Here is a 20,185-nt window from a genome sequence, read left to right as displayed (position 1 = left end):
CATGCTATTAGACATTATTATGCCCCAGTCAGCCAACGATATCGACGAATCTTTAGAAGAAGAGTTAAAAAGTAAAACCGAAATAAAGCGTGAGATGCATCAATTACAAGATTTTGCGCAAAGTATTATTGAAATGTCTAAGCATCAACGTAGTCGTTTACCATTAAGTGATGACTTAAAAGATGCTATGGTTGTTGCTGACAAAATCAGAAACAAGCATGAAGCATTGCGTCGTCACATTCGTCATACTGCAAAAATTTTATTAGAAACCGATCTTGAGCCAATTCACCACGCTATCGAAGTTATGGCGAATAAACACCAACAAGAAACAGCCAAATTTGTTCGTCTTGAAGTGATAAGAGATGAATTAATTGCACAAGGTAATGATGCTGTTGAAGCATTAATTGTTGAGTTTCCAAGTATTGAGCGTCAAAAAATTAAACAGTTAATTCGCCATGCTGCGAAAGAAGTAAAAGCAGAAAAGCTTGGTAAGCACTATAAGAATTTATTCACTTACCTAAAAGAAAATGCTTAACTCAAAAAATAACGTATTGTACTAATTGTAATAATGAATCAATCATTTTCAATTAGTATTAGAGAAAACAAAAAGGATATAATCAGCATATTTCAAGCTGGTTATATCCTTTTTTAGTTAAATCTACTGAAGTGTTTTTCTAAGCAATATTACTGTGTACCACCAACAGTCATACCATCAACTTTTAATGTAGGTTGACCAACACCAACCGGGATGCTTTGTCCGTCTTTACCGCACACGCCAACGCCACCATCAAGTTTTAAGTCATTACCAACCATACTTATGCGTTTCATTGCTTCAGGACCATTGCCAATTAAGGTAGCCCCTTTAACTGGTGTCGTAATTTCACCATCTTCAATTAAATAAGCTTCAGAGCTAGTAAATACAAATTTACCTGAAGTTATATCAACCTGTCCGCCAGCAAAATTAGGGGCATAAATACCTTTTTTAACTGACTTAATAATATCTTCTGGGCTAGATTCGCCTGCTAACATATAAGTATTAGTCATGCGCGGCATAGGTAAGTGAGCATAAGATTCACGACGGCCATTACCCGTTGGGTTAACCCCCATTAAACCTGCGTTGTGCTTGTCTTGCATGTAACCTTTTAAAATACCCTTTTCAATCAGCACATTGTACTGACCTGGCGTACCTTCATCATCAATAGATATTGAGCCACGTCGGTTAGGTAAAGTACCATCATCTACAATAGTACAAAGCTCTGAAGCAACTTGTTGCCCTACTTTACCTGAAAATGCTGAAGAGCCTTTACGGTTAAAATCACCTTCTAAACCATGACCTACAGCTTCGTGCAATAATACGCCCGGCCAACCTGCACCTAATACCACAGGGAATGTACCTGCAGGTGCTTCAATTGCTACTAAATTTACTAATGCTTGGCGAACAGCTTCTTCAGCATAAGCCAAGTAGCGCGCCTTGTTATCGCCCGTTTCCACTTCAAAAAAATAACTATAATCGGTACGAGCACCACCGCCAGCACTTGCGCGCTCACGTTTGCCATTTTCTTCAACTAATACCGAGCAATTAAGTCTTACTAATGGACGAATATCGGTGCCATAGGTACCGTCACTGGCGCTTACTAATACGGTTTCGTATACACCTGATAAACTTGCAATAACTTGTGTAACTCGGCTATCAACTTGGCGTGCGTGTGCCTCAACTTGATGTAACAAATCTATTTTTTGCTCTTGTGTTAAACTACCAAGCGGCTCAACTGACTGGTAAATTTGAATAGGTGATTGGCGACTAAAGGCTTTAACCGTTGCGCCTGTGCCACTGTCGGCAATGCCTTTTGCTGCATCGGCTGCTTGTTGTAAAGCCGCTGGGGTTATATCATCAGAATAAGCAAAACCTGTTTTCTCACCTGAGATAGCTCTCACGCCAACACCGCGTTCAATATTGTATGAGCCTTCTTTAACAATTCCATCTTCTAAAACCCAGGTTTCATGCTGACTTGCTTGAAAGTATAAATCAGCATAGTCAACTTGACGGCTCATCATGCTTTTTAAGGTTTTTGATAATATTTCATCATCAATATGACTATCACTTAATAAAGATTTTTCAACACTATTCATTTGCTCTGCGCTCTACTTTTCGTTTTGTACTGTTCTTAATTAGAATAAAATGATGGTCATTTACTTAATTCGACCTATGGCGATCATTCATTCTGCGATATGTTCAGAAGCCTTTTCTACAACAACTTAAAAGTTGTTATTGAGCTTCAGTTAATGTGGTAATAAACGGTGTTTTCAATGGCATACTATTACGTATACGTGTTGTCTCTTGCGGCTGATAATCAACAGTAATATAACCAACACCTGTTTCGATAATTTGTTCTATTTCGCCCCAAGGGTTAATTATCATCGAATGCCCCCAGGTTTCTCGGCCATTTTCATGTACGCCTTCTTGCCCTGCAGCGATGATATACACTTGGTTTTCAATTGCTCTCGCCTGAAGTAAAGTTTGCCAATGAGCTTTGCCCGTTACTTTAGTAAAAGCACTGGGTATGGTAATTATATCAGCCCCGAACTGCGTTAATTGTTGAAATAAACTTGGAAAGCGTAAATCAAAACAAACTGATAAACCGATATTTGCTAAAGGTGTTTTAATGACTTTAATAGCATCGCCTGCTTGTGTAAAACGCGATTCGCAATAGCTTTTAGTGTTATCACTTACGGTAACATCAAACAGATGTATTTTATCGTATTGTCCTATTAACTCACCATTAGGATTAAATATACAGCTGCTGTTAGTAAATTTTTCTTCTGACTCGGATAAAATAGGGATTGTGCCCGCTACTAAGTATACTGCGTATTTTTTGGCTAACGCACCCAACGCTAAGCTCAGTGAAGAACTACGCTGTTTTACCTTTAAGTGCTGTGTTTTATCATCATGTTCAGCGGTCGAGGTTGTGCTCTTAGCTAATGTTAATTGATCACTTTCTTTACCGCCAAAATATAAGCAACATTCAGGTAACACCACTAAATGTTGAATATCATTACCCGCCTCTTCATAAGTAGCGCTAGTAATTTTTTCTAAAGTATCTGCTATTGTTGCTAAGTTACTGGCAACATCAGCTGCAGAAGTTAACTGTATCGCGCTTAACTTAAGTTTGCATTTAGATTTACTCAACAGTGCTCTCCTCATTAGCCGGCTTAGTCGATTTAGTTGGCGGTATTAATTCTAGAGTATTATTTTCTATTAAAGGCTTAATAGGCTCTGTTATTAAAGATTTTGGCAGCGGACTTTTTAAGCTGCCTTGTGTATCAACTTCAATAGGCAAAGTAGTATCAACACTCACACTCTTACTTTTTCTATCAACTTCTTTAAAATCAGGAGAATCTATAGTGCCAGTCAGTTTAAAATTAAATTCGGAAACAACCTGTGACTTTATAACTTGATCAATAGCAACTCCAGCCAGGAAAGTTACCGGGTTTAACGTTGCTATCCAAGCAAGCACCGGCAAACTTGACGTTAAGTTAGGTTTATACGACATATCGTAATCAAGCTCGCCCGAGATTAAATTAGTGTGTCCTGTCATAAATAAGTTACCTGCGGTACCATTTAGCTCGGTATTGTGTGTGGTAACTAGTCCTTCTTCTAAGTGATAATCACCTTGAATACTACTATAGAACATACCGTCACTAAATATATCACGAAAATCTAGGGTTAACTTACGCACCAAGGACTGCAAACTCAGGACTGAAAAAATTCTTGCTTTATCACTAACTTCCGCTAAATAGCCATCATCAAGTCGACCTTTGATACTGCCATCTAATTGCTTAACGTCAAAATCATGCATGCCACCTGGCCAACTAAGGTTAAACGCAATTTTAGCGCCACTATCTTTTATAATTGACTCATAGTCCATGGCTTTAAGCTCATCTTCTACATCGTTAACGTCTAAATTACCTGTTAGCGAAGTAGTTGACTCTTCTGCAGTATTAAACCATCGACCGCTTAAGCTTAATTTTGTTTTATTACGTTCAGCAGTGAAATTATTAAACTCAATAGTCTGTGCATTAGTTCGTTCAACGTTAAAATCAACAACACCTAAGTCAAGCAAGCCAATACTGCAACTATCACAATGAAAAGTGATAGGTGGGATATTGGCAAAAATAAGATCATTTTCAGTTTTGTTTATTAATGGTACTTGTTGGGGACCAATTTGTTGAATATCAAAAGGTTGATTCGGTAAAGTATCGGTAATCATTACCGTATTACCTTGTTGATTTACATTAACCACTAGCTCATTACTAGTGTCAGCTGTTTTTGTACTTGATGGTAGCTTTAAAAATTCGGCATTGATTGCTAAACCTTGTTCTAACCAATCTGGGTATATTTTTATTTGACTACGCGTTTCTGTCGAATCAAGCTGTAACAACTGCCACTCTGACTTTTGTAATAAATTAAATGTGACATTATTAAGTTCTTGGTTAAGAATTTTTAATTGCCCAACAGAGCCTCTAATACGACTCGGCTTTGCAAGTAATGGGGTTACGTTTTCTTGTTCAACTTCCGCTGAAGATTGGGCATTACTATCAAGAACGTCACTAATTAAGGCTTGCCACTGTGCAAAATCAACGTATTCAAGTTTAGTAGTAATATGAAACCCATCATTTGGCAACGCCATGCTGCCTTCACCTAACATTAGGTTAGCACGAGTAAAAGCAGTATTCTCATGGTTTAACAAACCAGTAAAATGGAGGTTTTCGCCATAATCTAACACAATTTCAGACTGTTCAGACTCGCCTTTAATAACAATGTCGAGCATGCTTATATGTTTGTTATTGCGTTCATAAGGGGGCGGAAGTAACAACTGGGTATTGGTTAAATCCGAGTGAATATTGGCATCATATGAAAAGCCATCATCATGATGTTGATACAAGGATATTTCCCCTTGCAACGGTAATTCACCTTGAATATAACTACGTAATGTTGGTGGTACATGAGGTAACCACTGTGCTTGTTGCCAGTTAGCGTTTAATTTAATGTTAGTGTGATAGTAATTTTCACTGTCGTTACCAGTCACGGCTACTTCAAGTGGTAAACCTTGCCAAATCAACTGCAAATTTTTGGTATCAATAACATCGTTGGCAAAATTTAATTGCCCTTTTACCTCACTAAAGTTTAACTGTGGTGATTGTAGAGCAAGCTGATTATTATTAAATAATATATTCCCGGTTGCCAAACCTAATTCACTGTCATCTAAGGGTAAGTTCAAATTGAAATAGCCACTGACTTCACCTGTGATTTGTAAGTACGCTAAGGCGCTACCTACACTATCTTTGAGTGGACTTTGATCCATTAAGCGACCAATATTACGAGAGTCGGTTGGCGTTATTTCAGCATCTACCGTTAAAATTGACTCACCTGACAAATCAGCTATTGCCGCTTCAAAACCAGTAACATCTAGCCCCGTTAATGAACCACCACGACCAGTAATGACCATTGAATTATTAGTGAAGTTTAAATTGGCGATAAGGTCATTAATTGCAGGCCAATGCTCAACAAACTTAAATTCCGCTTTACTTAATTCTGCATCAACGACAAAGATTCCACTACCATCAGTAAAAGGGAAGTTACCGATGGGACCGTTAATTAATACTTGCCCATCTTCAATACGCCCAGAAACAATGGCATTATTTAAGTATTCAACTAAACTTTCACTCATAATTGGCAAAGGTAAATATCGCCCGACTAAACCTGCATTACCATTACTAACATTGGCCAGTAGTGCTAAATTAACTTCGCCATCAGTAGGTGCTTCAACATTAACCTGTGCTGAGAGATTAACTTCTTTAGATAAAAAGCTTAATCGCTCAACCGATAACGCCCAACCATCACTAGCAAAAGCAACATTCAATTTGCCTGTTAAACTGTCATAAGGAAATGCTTGAACAAATAATGTGTCAAAATCCAAATGCCCGTCATTAGCAGCAAAGTCGATTGCTAAAAAATTATCAACAAAACTTAACTGGCCTGAAGCGTTTTCTAAACCGGGAATTCCATGGCTAAAGTGAGTGTTGAAATTTGTAAAGTTTGCAATAGCCTGTAGTTGCTCTTTATCATTGCGAATATATAAATCTTCAACCTTGCCTGTTATGGCCATGGTTGAGAGTAATTCTCGTGTTTCTTCATTTTCAATAATTAACGGTGCTAGTTGAGCAAGCATAGCCGCGTCTATTTCAGAAACGTGTAAAGAAAAATCATCCGCCTTTTTAGATAGCATAGTAGTAAAATGTTGGGCAGGATGTTCATTAAATTTGAGCGTTAATGGCGTACTATAAAGGTTAAAATTACCTTCAGCTTTACCTTTTACTAATAAAACTTGCCCTTTTTCCAAAACAAGTTGCTGCTTTTTATCTTGATAAAACCAAGCTATATTACTGTCAGTGAAATTTATATTTAAACGATTTACATTACTTTTATTAACATCTAACCAAGCCGAAAAATTAATATCCGTTTTGGTTTTATCATCTTCTAAAACTAAAATACTATCTAACCAAGGAGTAATATCGATGTGGTTGGCTTGCAAATAAGCTTGCCCGGTAAGGTTTGTTATTTTTCTACCTTGTAGATCAATACTTAGCGTCAAATTATTCGAGCTTAATTCATTTAAAACAACGCTGCCTTGAGCTTGATGTCGACGTCCACGATTAACCCAATGCAATTTATTGACTCGTACCTTACGCGCTATACTTTCATTACGTACGATCACATGACTATTCAAAATCGAGAAGCGTTTTATCTGATTTAAAAATACGTCGCTAATTAAATCTATATCGTTAGCTTCATCGTCGACCATGTTTTCATTGGCTTGACTATCATCGGGTGAGTCTGCCGACCACAATTGTTCATTAACATCGATAGAGGCTTCCGAAATTATTAAATTTTTAGAAATAAGGTTTTGTTGTGTAAGACTTTGCCAAAAGTCGATCTGCAGCTCAATCTGCTTAATAAAGACTGACGCATTTTCTGTATCAACAATTTGTACATCACCTATCACGAGACTTGGACCAAAACCTTGCCATGTCATACTTAATGCACCAATCGTTATATCAGTGTTTGCTTGTTCATTAAGGTAATTTTGTAGAGGTAGTTGATAATGATGAACATAAGGTAGGAATAAACGAAAAGCACTAATGGCTACCGCTAACAGCACCAATAAAATGGCAACTGTTTTATAAAGGTAATTTAACCAACGGTTAGAAGTGCTTACAATATTCATTAAAGCTGAAAATATCCTATCTTAGGGATAGTGTGATTAGGTAAAGAAGTAAGCGGTTATTTACTTACATCATAACTACGTCAAATTGTTCCTGATTATACATGGGTTCAGCTTTTACTTTAATTAACTTACCAATAAAAACTTCAACTTCCGCTAAATTATGGCATTCATCTTCTTGTAAAAAGTCACAAACCGCAGTTGAGGCATAAACAATGAACTTATCGGCATCGTGAGCACGATTAACACGCACTATTTCTCTTAATATCTCAAAGCAAACTGTTTCAGCTGTTTTTAAATGACCTCGTCCTGAGCACAAAGGACATTCGCCGCATAAAATATGCTCTAAGCTTTCACGAGTACGTTGACGTGTCATCTCAACCAAGCCTAGCGCTGAGAAACCGTGCAGGCTATATTTAACTTTATCTTTGCTCATCGCCATATCAAGGCTATTTAACACTCGACGTTTATGGTCGTCATTATGCATATCAATAAAATCGACAATGATGATACCACCTAAGTTTCTTAGTCTTAGCTGTCTGGCAATCACTTGGGTTGCTTCAATATTGGTACTGAAAATAGTATCTTCCAGATTTCGATGACCTACGAATGCTCCCGTGTTTATATCAATAGTAGTCATAGCTTCAGTTTGATCAATAATCAAATAACCGCCAGATTTTAGTTCTATTTTACGATGCAATGCGCGTTGAATTTCTTGCTCTGCAGAAAACAAATCAAAGATCGGTCGCTCACCAGGGTAATATTCTAATGAAGGGGTTAATTCAGGAATGAACTCTTCGGTGAACACTGCAAGCTCTTGATAGGCTAATTTTGAATCAACCCTAATTCTCTCAATGTCGATACCAACAAAGTCTCTTAACACACGAAAAGATAATGATAAATCTTGATAAAGCGGTAATTTCGTTTGTTTACGTTGTTTACGCTTAAGTACTTTTTGCCATACCCGACGTAAAAACTCGGCATCATGTTGTAGCTCTATTTCACCCGCACCTTCACCTGCAGTACGAACAATAAAGCCTTGTTCTTCGTCGCAGTATGGACCAACGATTTTCTTTAATCGGTCACGCTCTTGCTCATCTTCAATTCGCAGTGAAATTCCTGCATGGGTTGCGTGTGGCATTAATACTAAATAACGAGACGCAACGGTTATGTCTGTTGTTAAGCGTGCGCCTTTGGTACCCAGCGGGTCTTTTACCACTTGCACCATAATATACTGCCCTTCGTGTACTAAAGAACGAATATCGGCAACTTGGTCTGAATCTTCTTTTAAAATCAGTTTACTTTTAATATCTGAAGCATGAAGAAATGCGGCTTTGTCTAATTTAATGTCAACAAAGGCCGCTTGCATACCGGGTAAAACACGAATTATTTTGCCGAGGTAAATATTTCCAACAATGCCTCGTTTCGCTTCTCGTTGAATGTGTACTTCCTGTAATGAACCATTTTCAACCAAAGCAACACGCGTTTCACTTGGGGTAACATTAATTAATAACTCGGCGCTCATAATTAGCCTTCCTTCACTTAATTTTTATATATTGGTCAGGTATTAATTTTCAGGTTTTAATTAACACACTTGATAGCGCCAACAAAACCCGCTTCAGTTAATAATTTTGCTGTTTCATACAAAGGTAAGCCGACGACTGCGGAGTAACTACCATTAATATTTTTAACAAACTGCCCTGCAATACCTTGAATACCATAACTACCCGCCTTGTCTTGAGGCTCGCCAGTTAACCAGTAAGCTGAAATTTCTGCTTGAGAAAGCATTTTAAAATCAACATTTGTGGTGACAACTTCACCTTTAACAAACGATTTTCCAACTAACGCAATTGCCGTTAAAACTTGATGTTGATTATTAGACAACAGAGAAAGTGTTTTAATGCAATCGGCTTCACTTTCTGGTTTACCTAAAATATGACCGTTAAATACTACACTTGTATCAGAGCCTAGAACGAAGCTGTTTGCTTGTTCATTTTTAGGTAATAAATTAAAAATGTGTTGTGCTTTTTGCTTTGCTAAACGTAGTACATAATCATACGCTATTTCGTTAGCGATAACAGTTTCATCAATATCACTCGCCTGTATCGAAAATTCAAAACCAAGCTGCGCTAACAAGGCTTTTCGTCTAGGTGATTGTGAGGCGAGTATTAATTTTGGCTTTGCTTGATTAGCGATTACATCATTCATAAATACTCTTGTTGCGGTTATGGTATTGGTTGATTAGTAACCTTGTATTATTTGATTTGAAAATGTCTACGTACTCTACGCAATAATAAAAATAACCAAGGCCACAATATAATTGAGGTTATTACTGGATATAAGTAATTAGGTAAGAATACTGCATCATTTAAGAAGCGCTGTAACCAAAAAACGACAAGATGATACAGTGCAGAGAGTACGCCAATGATTAGTGCTTGTTGAGATACAGAAAAGTTTCTAATTTTTTGAAAGTTAACAACAACAATATAAATTGATAACGCCATGGCGCAGGCATGTACACCTAATACTGAGCCAAGTAACACATCAAGAATAAAGCCCATCACCCAAGCTGTAATAATATTAATTTTATTCGGTAAAGCTAAACACCAATAAACTAAGATAATAAGTACCCAATCTGGGCGAAATGCATCAACACCTAATGGCATGGGTGTAATAGTCGCAATTAAAGCGATAAGTAAAGTGAGTAATATTATAACGCCATTGTTACTGAACATTCGTTTTACCTACTACTTTCTTAGTACTCTTTTTAGTTTTTTTATTGTTAGTAAGTGATGTGTCTTTTAACGCTTTCTCTTTCGAAAGCAGCAAAATATAGCGCAACCTGTCTATTTGAGCGACAGGTTGACTGTGGACAACCGCAAATTCTCGAGACTCGTCTGCGAGTACTAGTACCACACGTGAAACGGGATAGCCTTCGGGAAACTTACTACCAAGACCAGAGGTTACCAGTAAGTCTCCCTCTTTAATATCGGCACTATGAGGAACAAAGTTGTGAACAAGCCTATCTATTTGACCACTACCTGTGGCAATAAGTCTTAAGCCATTGCGTTGTACTCTTACAGGAATAGCATGTGAAGTATCACTAATTAACAAAACTCTAGAGTTGCTTGCACCTACGTGTAATATTTGCCCAACAATACCTTTTTCATCAAGTACGGGTTGACCTTCGTAAACGCCGTCATTAGCGCCACGGTCTATTACCACTTGATGTGAATAGGGATCACTATCAACCGATAATATTTCAGCGAACATTTTTTTATTTTCACCGCTCACAGGGGAAGATAACAATAAGCGTAAGCGTTCATTTTCTTGACGAAGGATACTTAATTGCATTGCTTGTTCGTGAAAGAAAAGCTCATTGACGCGAAAGTCTTGATTTTCTTTCATGAGCTTTTGGCGAGTAACTAAGTTTTCAGAAGCCCACGTCATCATTTGTTTTGGTACATTTGCTACGTACTGCAAAGGGCTAACTAGGGACTGTAAATAACCACGGGCAGTTTCAAAGCTACCCATTTTATGGTCAAAGAAAATCAAAGCCGCAGAGCAAATTAGCAACAAGATGAGTCGTTGCCCTGGAGAAGTGCCTTGATTAAAGATTGGGTTCATAAAAGCCAGTTATGCGGTAAAAATCATGGTTATAAACCATATAAATAACGTTGAGAAAGAGATAGTTAGTTAATTAAGTATAACTAACGGAAACTTTTTCGCAGATATTTGACTCAAGTACAAAGAAAAAATACGGAGTTGACGCTAGTCAATGAGGACTATTTCACGCCGTAATTGAGCCATATAACAATAAATATTAATTTTATTCGTAAGAAAATAAATCGCCACCATGCATGTCAATCATCTCTAAGGCTTTACCGCCGCCACGAGCAACACAGGTTAATGGATCATCAGCAACCACAACCGGAATACCGGTTTCTTCCATTAACAAGCGGTCAAGGTCTTTTAATAAAGCACCACCGCCTGTTAACACCATACCGCGCTCTGAAATATCAGATGCTAGTTCTGGTGGCGATTGCTCTAATGCCACCATAATAGCACTTACAATACCGGTTAATGGCTCTTGTAATGCTTCAAGAATTTCATTACTGTTTAAGGTAAAGCTACGTGGAACACCTTCAGCAAGGTTACGACCACGCACTTCAATTTCAATAAGCTCTTCGCCAGGGTAAGCTGAACCAATTTCATGTTTAATACGCTCAGCGGTTGCCTCACCAATTAAACTACCAAAATTACGACGAACGTAATTAATAATCGCTTCGTCAAACTTATCACCACCTATACGTACCGATGAAGAATAAACTACACCGTTAAGTGAAATAATACCAACTTCAGTAGTACCACCACCTATATCCACAACCATTGAGCCTGTTGCTTCAGATACTGGCATACCTGCACCAATAGCTGCAGCCATAGGCTCATCAATTAAGTATACTTCACGTGCGCCAGCACCTAGAGCTGATTCACGAATCGCACGGCGTTCAACTTGGGTAGAACCACAAGGAACACATACCAGCACTCTTGGGCTTGGGCGTAAAAAATTATTGCTATGTACTTGCTTAATAAAATGCTGAAGCATTTTTTCAGTAACAAAAAAGTTAGCAATTACACCGTCTTTCATTGGGCGAATGGCTTCAATATTACCTGGTGTTCTACCAAGCATTGCTTTTGCTGCAGCACCTACTGCAGCAACACTTTTAGAGCCGCCTGAGCGATCTTGGCGAATAGCCACTACAGAAGGCTCGTTTAATACAATACCTTGGTCTTTTACATAAATAAGTGTATTGGCGGTACCTAAATCGATAGAAAGATCGTTAGAAAACATGCCGCGTATTTTTTTAAACATAGCTAAAAATGTCCTGTAATGTACTAATAAAGTAAACGCTAGTTATGTGCGAGAATATGTGCGAATAACAGATCGGATAATGATACCTTAGTCTTAGCGTAATGTGTTGCTTTTTTTGAAAGAAAACATAAAGAAAAAGTAAAGAAATATCTCCAAGTTTACGCCATTATCTAGATATTTCTCGTTGATATATAATTCTGTCGTTACCACGGTACAAACCAAAGGTGAGTTTTGCTGTAGGGTTGTTGTTATAATTGCTGTCATTATTCCAATCATATTGCAGCCAACTAGGTACTTGATACTCAAAATCTAAACTACCTTGCCTGCCAGCACCCGGCGGTGAAAAGTATAATAAATCATATAAGCCTAATTCAAATGTCTGATACGAACCAATTCCAAAAGGTAATTCATCATCAATAATAGGCGTTGTTTGAGTGGTTAACAGGTTATCCGTGACGTCAAGATCAGCTAGTCGATAATCCCAAAGTGTCATGCCGCCATCGCCAACAGTGCCGCTGAGTTCAACATCACCAACTTTAGGCACAAGACAATTTTCTAAAGCATTAGGAATGAAATTGATTCCATCGAATATTTCAATTGCCATGTCCATAGGTAATTGTGAAGTTTCAGGACCATAACTATTTTCTAACAGCCAACGGCCAAAGCGAATATCAACACCTGCTGTCACTACTTTTTCGGTTGGCTCAATATTCGAATCTGCACCTGCGTATAATTCAATTTCATCAGAATCTTCGACACTTGTAACAACAAAAGGAATTTTTGCAGTAAAGGGCGCTATTTTTGAAGCCTCAGAATGTTCGTAGATAAAATGATCTGTAGCATTAAAGGTATAACGTAGTTTGCCAGCTTCACTTACAACAAGATCATCACCTACCGTCATCACTGAGTTAATAATAATGTTATCGCCTGCAGCAATAGGTAAGCGCAATTCTTCATCATCTTTAATTGGCGCAGTAATATCAATATCGGTTTTAACTAACTTCTTAAAACCAGTTTCAGTGTAATTTTCAGTTAGGTTACCATCAATGTTATAGGCATTAATTTCAATAACAGGTATACCGCCGCTCGCAGAATCGTAAGAAATTGCTCCTGTAGTAGTCACGCCATTGATTCGTGTTTGTCCTGCGTAAGCCCAGGTATTCTCAGTACAAGTGTCATAATGATTAGCGTTCAATAGGCCATGAGAATAAACTGTTTGGGTAAAATATGCTGGCGTAAATCGCCCAACATAAGGCTCTGTACCTATAATATCACTTGCCCCTAAATACGCCCCATTCGTTAAGTTAGCCGTAAAACTGACAATACCTACTTCGTCATAAGTCATACTTTTATTATTAGTGGTTCCATTAGTTGCCACACCATCACTAAAGTTAGTGAAGTCTACATTGGTTAAAACGCCTTCCGTACCTGGATTAGGTAAATATAAACTAGGAGTTATCGTGGCATTTTGTACTGAGCTTTCATTACCAAAGTTAACGGTAGCAGTATTATTTGATAAATCAGCGTTATCATCAGGGATGCCATTTTCATCAGTATCGTCAGCAGCTTGCCACTGAACAGCGGTTAAGCTCGTGGTAAAATTTTCGCCGGCTTTTTTAAATACACTGTTTGCTTGAGTAGCACTTTGCGCTTTAGGGTTACCTGTAACATCAATAAAAAAACCTAAAGGTCTCACCACAAAAGCATTAGATGACCCTAACATATAATTACCCGATGGATTGCCATCAGCATCTGGAATATTATATCTAGCATGTAGTTGCACTTTTCCAGCATCAGGGTAAGTGAATATAAACTCTGCGTTATTTACTGTATTACCACCGAAGTTAAGACCTATATTCGAATATGTTTTGCTAGCACTGTTATTCAAGGTCTCGATAGGTGTATCAGAGATAAGGTTGTTAATAGTGACATTACTACCAGCACAAGCGACAGGGTCAACACAGGTTGCTGCCATTTCAATATTCTCAGCATCAATCAAGGCAGCCTGACAAGCCCCTGTTTCAGGGCTTTTCTCTATTGCTTGTAATTTCAATGTGCTGTTATTAAAACCAATGTTTGAAGGTTTTGCTGATAACTGCTCAGGAATAATAGTTCCTTCATTATTAGAGAAAAATCTAAAACCAGTATCTGCAAAAACCAACTCGCAACTTGTCGTACTTCCGTTAAAACATACGGTTGGGCTTATTGCCTCTATCGATGCATTTTCTATAGATAAAATACTCGACTCAGCAACAGTGTAGGCAATACTAGCGTTGCCTTCACCTGTAAAACTAATACTATCGGTAACTGCTTCAGAACCAAGAGCTTTAACAGTAACAGATACGGTCTCATCACTTTGGATACAAGTGCCATCATAACTATTTGTACAGGCTTTAATGGTCACGACTTCTGGTTCACACGTTAAGCCTCTACCATCATGAATTATTTGATAATGCTGTATTTGTGTGCCAATTATACAGTCACCAAACCTTACCTTTCCATTAAGAGCGCCGTGTTTTAAAACTTCATAGCCTGATGGTGCAGCATTACTGCGAATATCATTGGCAATTGAAACTTCTAAATAATCACCGCCACCTCGCTCAAAAAATATCGTCGAAATGTTAAAAATAGAAGTCTGAGTTAAGGTAAATGAACCACCCGTATTTGAGTTTCCGGTAGGTGTTTCATACCTTAATTCATTGCTGTCACCAACCGTTGAGCTACCAAACTTACTGAATGTAACTACGTCTCCTTCTAACGAATCCATGACAAAGCTAAAACCATCATCAGCCTCTACATAGATAGTGTAATCACCAGCAGGTAAGCGAAGCGTGCCAGAGGCATAAACTAAAAAGTCTGTCCCTCCAACACCTGCACTCGCACCGGGATAGGGTAGCGTATCTGAATAATCATGTTCTCTACCGCCGAAATCTATACGATCAGCTTGGCTTGAACCGCTTGCCGCGACTTCATATTTGTTATTATCTATATAGCCAGTTACAGGTGAGCCCGCAGCTAACCACGCGGCATGAATTGCGAGGGCTTCGGTTGTTGTGGTTATTTGAGTATCACTGCCATTATCGCCAATTCGAATACCGACTGCGCTTAACTCGCCGGGAGTAGCACTACAACATTCTAGTGCGGCTCGATCACTACCGTTATAATTTAAACCATTATCTTCATTAGTAAATATTTCTAAAACTTGATTGTCAGATAACTTTGCTTGGAAAATTTTAAATTCGTCTAATTTTGCTTCTAGGCCTTGATCAGACACAAAAACATCATTTTCGACACTGTCTTTACCTAAACCCATTACAACTGCATTATCATGAGTTACTGATAATGTGTCGCTTGATGCGCCACCATCACAATCAGTATTATTACCATTCACAAACAAGCATACATTGTTAGCTTGTCTGGTAACCACTACATGATTCCAATTGCCATCAGACAATGACGTTGCATCGGTTGTTAAATCAACACTGACATCAGCAACAAATACCCTAACATAACTATTATTACTGCCATCTCCTTTAAGTAGAATCATCAATTGGTCATCGGTTGCAGAGTCACCTACAGCGTGAATAATTGTTTCAGTGGCATTAGTATTGTCTGATGATTTTTTTAACCAAAATGACACGCTAAAGTCATTTAAACCGTTAATAGCATTTTTAGGAACACTCAACCAATCTGAAGTTCCTGAAGCGCTTAAATCAAGCGAGTTATTTATAACGGCATCACTATCTGGGCTAAGCACACCATAAATATCGGCATTATAATTACCCGTCTCATCTATAACTTGCTTGGGATCACCCTCATAAATACATTCATCATAACGATAATTCAAGCTAGGATCAGGTATAGGCTCTGGAGTAGGAATATAAGCATCACAGGTGTAATATATTTGGCTAGTGTCCGTTAGCTCTACACGTCCACCAGAAGCAGCCCCTACAAGTTTAACCGAGTCATATAAACTAAGGTTATTTTTCGCGTATAGTAATCCGTGTATTTCGCTTGAATCATGAACATATATATCGTCATCTCTATTATAAATAAGGAAGTCTTCCGGAGCCCCCCCTATATTCATACGAGTATTCCCCTTAAAGTCACTACTATTCTCAATCAAGACTCTAACTGTACCGCTACTAACAATCGTAGTATTTTGATTCGTATCAAATGTGCTTATATAATAATCTCCTGGGGCGAGATTAATTGTAGCTGAATCACCATCATTATCATCCGCTAGCACTGTAAGTTTGTTTATATAATAGACACTATGATTATTTGAAAAAGTTAAATTGCCACCATCTTTTATGGTTATATCTTTAAACGTATCAGTATCGTAACTACCACTACCTAAAGTTACCGATGAAGTAATATTAAGAGAATTACCGCCACTACCTGAAATGAATGGAATATTGTTTAATTCTTGAGTATCACCATTCGTTGTATCTCGAATACAGTTCTGACTAACTCCTGTACCATTAATATCATTACACATGAAAGTACCGTCTTTCACGTTAAGCTTATCAGTCCTTAATATGCCAGTACTGTCATTTACTATAATCGGCGAGCCTGATGTTCTTATTTCACCTCCACCAAATGTAGTTGCGCCATTTACAAAAGTTATTTCACAGTAACTTGGTGGCTTTTCACAAAAATCACCAAAATCAGGTACTTCATCCGAAAATTCAATAACTTGCTCTGTATTGGATGGATTCAGGTTTTTAGCACTTATAGCCCCTTTAACATAAGACTGATAAGCGATAGTGACGTCCTCTTTGCTATAAATAAACCCAGAAACATTTACTTCGTTTCCAACAGCAATGTTATCTGCTGAGTACAATAGCAATTGACTCGGGCTGCCATTTTCATTCAACCCCGTTTGATAACCTAATGTTACTATCCCTTGAACAAATATCCTCACAACACCATTACCATCAATAGCTATATTGTTTTGCGAGTTATTGATGAAGTTACCTGTGAAATAATAATCGCCTGGCTCTAAGGTTAAGGAAGATTGATAAGGTAATAATAAGTCTTTATAGTTTCCTGGTGACTTAGTAATTGCTACTGCGCCAATTGCTGTAATATCACCATCTTCACCGGCACCGAAATCGGTAATATCTACCGGATGAGCTATAGAAAATGATTCTGTACAAGCTCCACTTTCACAGCTATTCCAATCATCACCTGAAAGATCAATAATACCTTGATTAGTTGCTAAAATATTGTCGGGGCTATTTTTTAGTTGTCCATGATAATTGAAGGTAATAATCCCTTTCTCATCATTATTTTGTATTCCATCAGGAAAAACAACAGGGCACTCTACAGCTCTCACACCATGAGAAAATAAGACAAGAAAAACGAAATAAAACCATACACGAACAGCCATTTACAAACTCCTCGCTTCTATTTCAATCGTTCGGCTGCTTTTAACAATAACTTTACTATCTGCAGCCATTGCTCCGCTGCCGCATTTTCCGGTACTAGTTAACCGATAATATTTAATATTATTGGTATCCGTATAATAATTCACACAAGTTGTACTTGCATCGCAATCATACAAACCAGGGATATCTGCATTAGCTGTGGTTTGAAAATCATAAGTGATAATATTGTTGGCATTACAAACACCCGCAGCATTATTTAGTGGAAATAGTTGTTGTAATTCAGACTGCATAGCTGAATTAGCAGCCATATAAGCACGAGTTCCTAAGACTTCTTGCGATACGGTTTCGCTGCTGGTTGAAATCATACGCATTAAAACACTGCCTAGCAGGGTCAATATAATAATTATAAATAAGGCCAATACTATAGAGCTACCTTGTTGTTTTGTAACGCGAGGAAATTTAGTGACTAATTTATTGTGAGACAATGGAAGATTACAAATAAACATACTGACGTTAAGACTACTATTTATATGACGGGGATATTCTAAAGGTAACGCTAAGCACGTGTTTATGCAATAAAATAACATAAATAAGCCCAGTAAAACGGGGCTTTGCTTGAAATTTTATTGTCTGCCTAACCCATAAATAGATTAGATTTCAATTAAGGAACATTATTGATATGTATTTCATGATTGAATACATAACTTTCATCATTTTTGGCAAATGCTAAGTGTATTTGTACTACTGCATTACGTTTTAATGTCGCGGGTTGATAATTAAAAGGTAGGTTATTATTCAAGTATCCTGCCATCTTAACCATAGCGTTGTTTGAAGCAGGTGGTGTAACTTGGTCACCAATAGTGATTGGCTCCTCATACCTATAAATAAATCCTGATGTAGCGCAGTAGCTGACTTGATTATTAATAAGGTAAAGTCGTTGGGTCGGTGAATCCTCGTTAAAATGAACAGCGTTTTCTAATGTGATATCAGTAGCTGCGACTTTTTCAAACAAAAAGGTTTTACCGGTAATATCATTATGACCTTGATAAATATCATCGTTTGTTAAAGGATAAACAGTCACTAAACCATCGCAGTGGTTTTCGCTATCAGAGTCGTTATCGTCACATTGATAAGAATTTCCGATAGCATTATTAAAAGGGATCACTGTAAGAGTTTCACTTGCAACCTCGGGGGCGACTGGAATATCACTATAAACGGTACTTGCTGCAATCGGGGTAAATTGCAAACACTGACTTTGTCCGCCATTATAATCTTTAATACGTATACTATTAGGTAGTGCGTTACGTAATTCACGGTTTAGCCGTTCAATAACAAAGCGAGCGTTACCAACTAACTCGTCACGATTAGTCGCGTTTAAATAGGTTTGTGTGGATAGTGTTATAAAACCACTTATACCTGCCCCCATAATACCTAAAATGATAATCACTAAAATCATTTCAAGTAAGGTAAAACCTTTATTATTTTTTTGAGCTAATACGTATGACTTACTCTTTATTAGCGGCATTAGAAATTAGCCTTATGACTAGTAAATGCAATAGCAGTGCCTAGAGGTGTCGTTACCGTTACCGTAATTCGCTTGGCTTGCGTATTATCTATTCCTAAGTCTTCACCTGCATAAATTACTTCAACATTAATTAAAAACTGATTATACCCTGTATCGATAGCATCGTCCGTTGAGTTAACTCTTTCATTAAAACCGTTAAAATCATCAACATCATCGAATTTATTTCGGTCACCTTCTTCTCCGGCTTCGGGCCCAAGTTTTGTCGAATCAGTACATGGATTGGTAGCAATGTTTGGTTCTCCGCAACGAACTCTTCCGCCTGACTTATCTGAATTGTCATCAAAGGCGCGACTGGTAATATCATTCATCAAACTTTGAGCAAGCTCTGAGGCTTTAATTTGTAGCACAATATCAGCACTTTTCTCTTCTGCAGGAGCAATTAACGTACTCACAATCGACAATGAGATTGTTAATAACACAATACCAATAATTAGTTCAATTAACGTAAAGCCATGCTGTGCCTTGTGCTTTAATTGCAATAGACGCTTATCTCGTTTGTAACGGGAGCTAAAACGCATGAATATAGCCCTCTTCTTCAATTATGATTTGTAGCGCAGATGCAGTTGGGTGAGTGATATTAATGATACAGCCACCTTCACAGTCCGCTGTCGGTCGCCCCATCCAATCAAAAGCTACCCTCTGGGGGTTAGGTTCGCCATCAATATTAAAGCTTATTTGGTAACTGTCATCAACTAGGTGACCTGTAGCATCGGTTGACCACTTCCCCTCAGAATCAGGTGCTGGAAAAGCGGTATTATCACAATTTGTTCTATCAGGAATACCATAACGCGGATAATCTCTATCAAAAACAATTTGGTGACAATATCCATCTGTTGAATCGGTTTGTTGCATCGCACGTTGTTGGGTTAAACGAAGCGCTGCAATTAATTGTGCTCGGTGAGAATGCGCTTCGTAGCTATCACTGCTATCAAATTTGGGGGCTATAGACACAGCAAGAATTGAGATCAAAATGATCACAACAATTAATTCAATTAAGGTAAAGCCCTTATGATGCATTTTATTCTCTAAGGTGAATTGTGATTAAGGTGAA

14 protein-coding genes are annotated in these 20,185 nt (G+C 37.9%); 1 reads left to right on the top strand and 13 read right to left on the bottom strand.

What is annotated here, in order from left to right:
• Positions 1-19 precede the first annotated feature (19 nt).
• Complete coding sequence (gene yjgA, locus CWS31_RS01090) at positions 20-535, top strand: ribosome biogenesis factor YjgA (RefSeq protein WP_101343728.1); 516 nt, start codon at positions 20-22, stop codon at positions 533-535.
• 149 nt (positions 536-684) lie between these two features.
• Here the strand turns inward: yjgA and tldD are convergent, their stop codons facing one another.
• From tldD to CWS31_RS01025, 13 genes are all read right to left on the bottom strand, one after another.
• Positions 685-2,130, bottom strand: a complete 1,446-nt coding sequence (gene tldD / locus CWS31_RS01085) for a metalloprotease TldD (RefSeq protein ID WP_101343308.1) — start codon at positions 2,128-2,130, stop codon at positions 685-687.
• A gap of 136 nt (positions 2,131-2,266) precedes the next feature.
• Positions 2,267-3,187, bottom strand: coding sequence for a carbon-nitrogen hydrolase family protein (locus tag CWS31_RS01080; protein ID WP_246143253.1), 921 nt, complete (start codon positions 3,185-3,187; stop codon positions 2,267-2,269).
• Entirely contained in the window at positions 3,180-7,286 is a 4,107-nt protein-coding gene (locus tag CWS31_RS01075) for a YhdP family protein (RefSeq protein ID WP_101343306.1), read from the bottom strand. The genes CWS31_RS01080 and CWS31_RS01075 overlap by 8 nt, the downstream gene beginning before the upstream one ends.
• A gap of 64 nt (positions 7,287-7,350) precedes the next feature.
• Positions 7,351-8,808 carry a ribonuclease G gene (gene rng, locus CWS31_RS01070; protein ID WP_101343305.1) on the bottom strand — a complete coding sequence of 486 codons (1,458 nt, stop codon included), beginning with the start codon at positions 8,806-8,808 and terminating at the stop codon, positions 7,351-7,353.
• 56 nt (positions 8,809-8,864) lie between these two features.
• Positions 8,865-9,491: a Maf family protein gene (locus tag CWS31_RS01065; protein WP_101343304.1), complete on the bottom strand. Its 627-nt coding sequence runs from the start codon at positions 9,489-9,491 to the stop codon at positions 8,865-8,867.
• Positions 9,492-9,538: 47 nt separating this feature from the next.
• A complete protein-coding gene (mreD, locus tag CWS31_RS01060) occupies positions 9,539-10,018 on the bottom strand; it encodes a rod shape-determining protein MreD (protein ID WP_101343303.1) in 480 nt (159 codons plus the stop codon).
• Positions 10,008-10,910, bottom strand: a complete 903-nt coding sequence (mreC, locus tag CWS31_RS01055) for a rod shape-determining protein MreC (protein ID WP_101343302.1) — start codon at positions 10,908-10,910, stop codon at positions 10,008-10,010. The genes mreD and mreC overlap by 11 nt, the downstream gene beginning before the upstream one ends.
• Positions 10,911-11,112: 202 nt before the next feature.
• Positions 11,113-12,156: a rod shape-determining protein gene (locus CWS31_RS01050; RefSeq protein WP_101343301.1), complete on the bottom strand. Its 1,044-nt coding sequence runs from the start codon at positions 12,154-12,156 to the stop codon at positions 11,113-11,115.
• A 166-nt stretch (positions 12,157-12,322) separates the two neighbouring features.
• On the bottom strand, positions 12,323-17,551 hold the full coding sequence (locus CWS31_RS01045; RefSeq protein ID WP_101343300.1) for a LamG domain-containing protein: 5,229 nt from the start codon (positions 17,549-17,551) through the stop codon (positions 12,323-12,325).
• A complete protein-coding gene (locus tag CWS31_RS01040) occupies positions 17,552-17,920 on the bottom strand; it encodes a hypothetical protein (RefSeq protein ID WP_101343299.1) in 369 nt (122 codons plus the stop codon).
• A gap of 290 nt (positions 17,921-18,210) precedes the next feature.
• Positions 18,211-19,074 (bottom strand): PilW family protein, encoded by an 864-nt coding sequence (locus tag CWS31_RS01035; protein ID WP_101343298.1) that lies wholly within the window; start codon positions 19,072-19,074, stop codon positions 18,211-18,213.
• A complete protein-coding gene (locus CWS31_RS01030) occupies positions 19,074-19,652 on the bottom strand; it encodes a type II secretion system protein (RefSeq protein ID WP_101343297.1) in 579 nt (192 codons plus the stop codon). The genes CWS31_RS01035 and CWS31_RS01030 overlap by 1 nt, the downstream gene beginning before the upstream one ends.
• Complete coding sequence (locus CWS31_RS01025) at positions 19,642-20,151, bottom strand: prepilin-type N-terminal cleavage/methylation domain-containing protein (protein WP_101343296.1); 510 nt, start codon at positions 20,149-20,151, stop codon at positions 19,642-19,644. Before CWS31_RS01025 ends, CWS31_RS01030 begins: the two co-directional genes overlap by 11 nt.
• Between the last annotated feature and the right edge of the window lie 34 nt (positions 20,152-20,185).

Source organism: Colwellia echini (assembly GCF_002843355.2).
Classification (GTDB): domain Bacteria; phylum Pseudomonadota; class Gammaproteobacteria; order Enterobacterales; family Alteromonadaceae; genus Colwellia; species Colwellia echini.
This window is presented reverse-complemented; position numbering and strand designations above follow the sequence as displayed.

Excerpts from the sequence above, each read along its gene's own strand:
- CWS31_RS01040 (WP_101343299.1), bottom strand. The coding sequence starts at position 17,920 with ATGCGTATGATTTCAACCAGCAGCGAAACCGTATCGCAAGAAGTCTTA.
- tldD (WP_101343308.1), bottom strand. The coding sequence starts at position 2,130 with ATGAATAGTGTTGAAAAATCTTTATTAAGTGATAGTCATATTGATGAT.
- CWS31_RS01030 (WP_101343297.1), bottom strand. The coding sequence starts at position 19,652 with ATGCGTTTTAGCTCCCGTTACAAACGAGATAAGCGTCTATTGCAATTA.
- CWS31_RS01075 (WP_101343306.1), bottom strand. The coding sequence starts at position 7,286 with ATGAATATTGTAAGCACTTCTAACCGTTGGTTAAATTACCTTTATAAA.
- CWS31_RS01025 (WP_101343296.1), bottom strand. The coding sequence starts at position 20,151 with ATGCATCATAAGGGCTTTACCTTAATTGAATTAATTGTTGTGATCATT.
- CWS31_RS01065 (WP_101343304.1), bottom strand. The coding sequence starts at position 9,491 with ATGAATGATGTAATCGCTAATCAAGCAAAGCCAAAATTAATACTCGCC.
- CWS31_RS01050 (WP_101343301.1), bottom strand. The coding sequence starts at position 12,156 with ATGTTTAAAAAAATACGCGGCATGTTTTCTAACGATCTTTCTATCGAT.
- mreD (WP_101343303.1), bottom strand. The coding sequence starts at position 10,018 with ATGTTCAGTAACAATGGCGTTATAATATTACTCACTTTACTTATCGCT.
- CWS31_RS01035 (WP_101343298.1), bottom strand. The coding sequence starts at position 19,074 with ATGCCGCTAATAAAGAGTAAGTCATACGTATTAGCTCAAAAAAATAAT.
- CWS31_RS01045 (WP_101343300.1), bottom strand. The coding sequence starts at position 17,551 with ATGGCTGTTCGTGTATGGTTTTATTTCGTTTTTCTTGTCTTATTTTCT.
- yjgA (WP_101343728.1), top strand. The coding sequence starts at position 20 with ATGCCCCAGTCAGCCAACGATATCGACGAATCTTTAGAAGAAGAGTTA.
- rng (WP_101343305.1), bottom strand. The coding sequence starts at position 8,808 with ATGAGCGCCGAGTTATTAATTAATGTTACCCCAAGTGAAACGCGTGTT.
- mreC (WP_101343302.1), bottom strand. The coding sequence starts at position 10,910 with ATGAACCCAATCTTTAATCAAGGCACTTCTCCAGGGCAACGACTCATC.